The organism is Rhodoligotrophos defluvii, from assembly GCF_005281615.1.
GTDB lineage: Bacteria > Pseudomonadota > Alphaproteobacteria > Rhizobiales > Im1 > Rhodoligotrophos > Rhodoligotrophos defluvii.
In genome coordinates this window covers 1-5,026 of the sequence record NZ_SZZM01000017.1, presented here as the reverse complement: position 1 = coordinate 5,026, position 5,026 = coordinate 1, and the positions used below count along the sequence as shown (strand labels likewise).

Annotated in this window: 4 protein-coding genes and 1 pseudogene; 1 reads left to right on the top strand and 4 read right to left on the bottom strand. The window is 61.7% G+C overall.

Features of this window, described 5'->3' with window-relative positions; translation table 11 throughout:
• Window positions 1-82 precede the first annotated feature (82 nt).
• Window positions 83-1,131 (bottom strand): annotated as a pseudogene (locus tag E4P09_RS25780) (IS3 family transposase); the annotation flags it as partial.
• A gap of 34 nt (window positions 1,132-1,165) precedes the next feature.
• Here E4P09_RS25780 and E4P09_RS25770 point away from each other — a divergent pair.
• Complete coding sequence (locus E4P09_RS25770; protein WP_338049033.1) at window positions 1,166-3,328, top strand: helicase-related protein; 2,163 nt, start codon at window positions 1,166-1,168, stop codon at window positions 3,326-3,328.
• Window positions 3,329-3,460: 132 nt separating this feature from the next.
• Here E4P09_RS25770 and E4P09_RS25765 read toward each other — a convergent pair whose 3' ends face one another.
• From E4P09_RS25765 to E4P09_RS26945, 3 genes are all read right to left on the bottom strand, one after another.
• The gene (locus E4P09_RS25765) at window positions 3,461-3,853 is read right to left on the bottom strand and encodes a thermonuclease family protein (RefSeq protein ID WP_205042327.1); all 393 of its coding nucleotides are present in this window, start codon (window positions 3,851-3,853) and stop codon (window positions 3,461-3,463) included.
• A gap of 151 nt (window positions 3,854-4,004) precedes the next feature.
• Window positions 4,005-4,493 (bottom strand): GNAT family N-acetyltransferase, encoded by a 489-nt coding sequence (locus E4P09_RS25760; RefSeq protein ID WP_428977744.1) that lies wholly within the window; start codon window positions 4,491-4,493, stop codon window positions 4,005-4,007.
• 153 nt (window positions 4,494-4,646) lie between these two features.
• Window positions 4,647-5,018, bottom strand: a complete 372-nt coding sequence (locus E4P09_RS26945; protein ID WP_428977745.1) for a type II toxin-antitoxin system TacA family antitoxin — start codon at window positions 5,016-5,018, stop codon at window positions 4,647-4,649.
• Window positions 5,019-5,026: the final 8 nt, after the last annotated feature.

Sequence of the window (5,026 nt, the reverse complement as noted above, 5' to 3'; positions counted from 1 at the left end):
CAAAATACCCCGCAGGATCGCAGTCCGATCAACAAAGCCTATTTACTTCAGCAACATAGACAGATGGGTGTTATGAAACAGGATTGTAATAGCCGATCCAGGAACCGATGCCGCTGCGCGCCTCGCTGCCGGTTTCGAAGGCGTTGAGGAAGACGCATTCGTATTTGAGGCTGCGCCACAGCCGCTCAATGAAGACATTGTCCATCCAGCGGCCGCGCCCGTCCATCGAGATGCGGATACCGGCATCCTTCAGCGTCGTCGTGAAGGCGAAGCTGGTGAACTGGCTTCCCTGATCCGTGTTGAAGATGTCGGGCCTGCCATGGCGGGCGATCGCCTCTTCGAGGGCGGCGACGCAGAAGTCGGCGTCCATCGTGTTCGACAGCCGCCAGGCAAGCACCTTGCGGCTGAACCAGTCCATGATGGCGACCAAATAGAGGAAGCCGCGCCGCATCGGGATGTAAGTCACGTCGGCGCACCAGACCTGATCCGGCCGCTCGATTGCCAGATGCCGCAGCAGGTAGGGGTAGATGCGGTGCTGCGGATGCGGCGCGCTGGTCTTCGGCGCCTGGTAAATCGGCGACAGACCAATCTTGCGCATCAGTCGCCGGACCCGCTTGCGGCCCACGCACCAGCCCTGGCGCCGCAGATGCCGCATCATCTGCCGGGAGCCATACCAAGGCGTTTCCATGAAGGCCTCGTCGATGACGCGCATCAGTTCGATGTTCTCGGGCGTCTCGCCGGCGGGCTGGCGATAGAACGATGCTCGCGAGATCGAGACCAGTTCGCACTGGCGGCGGATCGAGAGCCGGTTGTGATCGGGATCAATCATCATTCTCCTCCGATCCAGGCTCAGCGATCGAAGGCTTTGGCCAAAAAATCCCGCTCGACGACGAGCTGACCAATCTTGGCGTGCAGCTTCGTCACTTCGGCTTCCCGGCCGACCTGCGCATCAGCAGCCTTGTCGTCGAACGCCTTGGCCAGATTGTCGATGGCTTGCCGTTTCCACTGCGTGATCTGGTTCGGGTGAAGCTGGTGCTTCGTGGCCAATTCCGAAATTGTCCGCTCGCCGCGGATCGCCTCAAGCGCGACCTTGGCTTTGAACTCGGCCGAGAACCGTCTGCGTGTCTTCATACTGGATCGTCCTTTTCATCGGTCGATCCACCTTATGCCCCTGTCCCAAAATCCGGGACCACCTCTCACTGTTATGACGCCTGAGCGCTGTCTCATGCTGCTGTCGGTGGATCCCGACGCCTTCTCAGATCTGGGGCTGATCGTGTTCGACGAGTGCCATCTCCTCCATGCGCGGGAAGATGACCGTAGCCGGCGCGGGCTCGATGCGATGCTCACCATCCTCAATTTGACCCGCGCCGCCCCTGCCGCTGATTTGCTCCTGCTCTCGGCAATGATGAAGAACACCGAAGAGATAGCTGGCTGGGTAGCGCATCTAACCGGACGAAATTGCCTGACCTTGGACTTGAACTGGAAGCCGACGCGCCAAGTGCGCGGATGCGTCGTCTATCCAGCCGAACAGATCGCCACACTTAGGGACACACTTACCCAGGCGCGCATTGATTATCCCGATCACAACCAGCCCCCGGTCAGTATCAAGAACACCTTGCTCGCACAGCCCTATGGACTGTTCAGCTTGCTCCAGACTTGGTCGACCACCGATCGCAGCGACTATTCGCTGCTTAAACTGCTCGACGAAGGACGAACGCTCTCGACTGGCCGTGCTCAAAGCGGCAAGTGGTATCTCACCCCCAATGGCAACGAAACTAGCGGTTCCATCGCCGCCGCAGCTGCCGCTGCGGGCATGAAGACGCTAGTATTTGTGCAGACAACCGTTTTTTGCGAAAGCTGCGTCAAAGCCTTTCCGGGCCGCGTCGCCGCCAGCCAGATCGCGTTAACCGAAGACGAGCAGAAATGGCGAACGCTGGCCGAAGAGGAAATGGGTGGCGCCAGCTATTGCTATATGAAACTTGCCCCCAACGGCATGCTCAAGACGGGTGCAGCCAGCCATCATGCACTGCTGCTGCGGGAGGAACGCGAACTTCACGAAAGCCTGTTTCGCCGGCCCGACGGGATAAAGGTTCTGTTCGCGACTTCGACGCTTGCGCAAGGCATGAATCTGCCGAGTGAAATGGTCATAATTTCCGGCGACAGCCGGTTCGATCCCCAAGCCGACAAGATGCAGAAACTGGAGGCCCATGAACTGCTTAATGCGGCTGGGCGCGCTGGGCGTGCCGGTGAAGGCGCGCAAGGCTTCGTGCTGCTTGTGCCGAGCAAAGTCATCGACTTCGACAATCAGAACAACCAGATCAGCGGTCACTGGATGGACCTGCAGGCGATCTTCGGACAGGCCGACCAATGCCTGGTCATCGACGATCCACTCAAAGCGGTCCTCGACCGCATTCATGAGGGGATCACCCAGACCGGCGCGCCCGCCTATCTGTTGAGTAAGCTTCCTCTGGCGGTCGCCGGCGCCGGAACGGACCCAGCTGCGGAGCTGCTCAGCCGCAGCTTCGGCGTATATCGTGCGCTGCGCGCTGGCGATGCCGATTGGGTGAACAGCCGCGTCGCCTCGGCGCTGGCCGCCCGCGCCGCACTCGACCTTCCCGAGCCCGATCGCTGGATCGAACAGGTCGCAAGCGCGACCGGTCTACCGGTAGTCTTGCTCCAGCAGATCGTAGAACAGCTCGACGCCGGCGCCTTCTCCGGAACGGCGACAGAGGTCGTGACCGCACTGCTCGACTGGCTCGACACACAACCAGGGCTGCTTCTCGGCATGGTTCGTCCAGAAAGCCTCGAGGAAATGTTTGGTACACCCTACAAGAAGCTCGCTGACGACCAAGCTCGCGGCAAACATGCATTGTTCTGGCTACGGAAGCTTTGGCCAATCTGGATGTCCGGCGTTCCCCTATGCGAACTCGAGAAGGAATTTCTGGGGCGCGCAACCAACCTTAAGCAGTGCAAAAATGCCCGTCATTTCGCATCGCGCCTCGTTCCCGAACTAGTCTTCCTCGCCGGACTGCCAGGGCGGTTGCTGGCGGCACGATTGCGCGCCGCTGGAGATGAGACGCCGTTGCCGACGGTCCTGGCGACATTGAGCGGTGTCGTCCGCGAAGGCTGCGATGGCGCCGAAAGTCTGGCAGTTCGGCTGCATTTAACGCGCGCGGTCTCAAGAGTGGCGGCCCGAAAACATTATGAGGCGATCCGACAGCATATCCAGCCGGGACATCCTCGCGAGAGCTTCGAAGATACGATCGAGCGCATCCGCCACGCAGATGTCATCGCCAGCTTCGATGATCTCGACGACGAGAATGGTTAAGCGCTCGACCAGATGGGCAAATAACAGATCCCGGGAATTCCGGTCCCGCCGCGAATGGCGAAGATCAAGCGCTCTGCCGCGCACCGTCGGTCAATCTGTCCCGCCAGTTAGGCGGTGGCGCGCATCGAACTCTTACCGGCCGCACCACCATTCTTCGCCATCGGGCCAGGAGCGAGCCAGCCTTTCTTCGATCAGAATGTCGCCGATGTCGCGACCGTCAATTCTGATCATCACCAGCGTCCGGGTGCCGGTGTTGTCCGGCTCTCCATATTCGACGGTCCAGTCGTGCGAGTTCAGCAGCTCGATCACCCGACCACTGGCTCGGTGTGCCAGCGCGATTTCGGCGTCGCCACCACAGATGTGGGTTTGCGGTTCCGGGGTGTCGTAGCCTTCCATGCGCAGCTTTTCCCCGTCGATCCAGATCGTGTCGCCATCAACGAGGCAATATTCGTCGGCGGTGCGGGCCTGGCCGGGAACGCACTTCGCAATCTGCGGCCGAGGCTGAGCCTTGGCAGGTTCGGGCATGCCACCGACCGCCCAGAATAGCGCGAAGGAAAGTACGAACATCTGCCGGCGTAATGTGGGCAATGGGGGAAGAGGAATTTGCATGGGCGGATCTGATCTACTGCAATCTGACTGAAGGGCGGATCGCTACGGTTGGAGGCCAGCCAAGCTTTCACCTACCGCCCTCGCCGAGCGAGGCAGCGATGTCGCTGATCGAGCGGAGCAGAACCAGGGGATCATCCCTGGACGGCTCGAAGCCACGCCGCCTCCAGAACTTGGCCGCCTCCCCGTCGACGGCGTTGACCAGCAAGGCCCGCCCGCCGATCAGGTATGCGGCCTGAACGCAGCGCTGGAGAGCATGCTTCACAAGGCCGGTCCCGATGCCCAGCCCCGCCCATCCGGTGTCGGTTGCGAGTTGGCCGAGCAGCATACAGGGGACCGGGTTGGGCGGCTGTCCCGTCCTGATCGAACGCGGCAGAACCGAAGGCACCACACCGGTAGGCGCGAGGCCGTAGAAGCCGACCACGCGCCCAGCCTCATGCACGACGAGAACGGCGGTGAAGCCCTTCTGTNTGTCCCGTCCTGATCGAACGCGGCAGAACCGAAGGCACCACACCGGTAGGCGCGAGGCCGTAGAAGCCGACCACGCGCCCAGCCTCATGCACGACGAGGACGGCGGTGAAGCCCTTCTGCTGATTGGAGAGGGCGCGTGATTTCAGCCAGTGGTCAAGCGTGGGCTTGCCACAGGTGAACTCGGACACATCGTGTTCGGCAGAGAGCGGTTCAGGACCCGAAAGCAGCAAGAGCTTACCGCTTAGCCACGTAGCCGGGCTCCCATGGCGCGGGCCGCTTCAGAACTTCCACCATCTCCGGAACGGGAGCGGCCGGACGCGCCAGCACATCCATGAACTCGGCGAAGCCCTCCGGGCTCATCCGGATCAGGCCCTGCTCCATGACGACCNGCCACGTAGCCGGGCTCCCATGGCGCGGGCCGCTTCAGAACTTCCACCATCTCCGGAACGGGAGCGGCCGGACGCGCCAGCACATCCATGAACTCGGCAAAGCCTTCCGGGCTCATCCGGATCAGCCCCTGCTCCATGACGACTTCCTCGGCCGCGCGCACAGCGGCGTCGCGCACGAAATCGGTGCGCGAGCGGCCGCGCAAGCTGGCGGCGCGATCGATCATTGCGACAT

Excerpts from the sequence above, each read along its gene's own strand:
- E4P09_RS25765 (WP_205042327.1), bottom strand. The coding sequence starts at position 3,853 with ATGCCCGAACCTGCCAAGGCTCAGCCTCGGCCGCAGATTGCGAAGTGC.
- E4P09_RS25770 (WP_338049033.1), top strand. The coding sequence starts at position 1,166 with ATGCCCCTGTCCCAAAATCCGGGACCACCTCTCACTGTTATGACGCCT.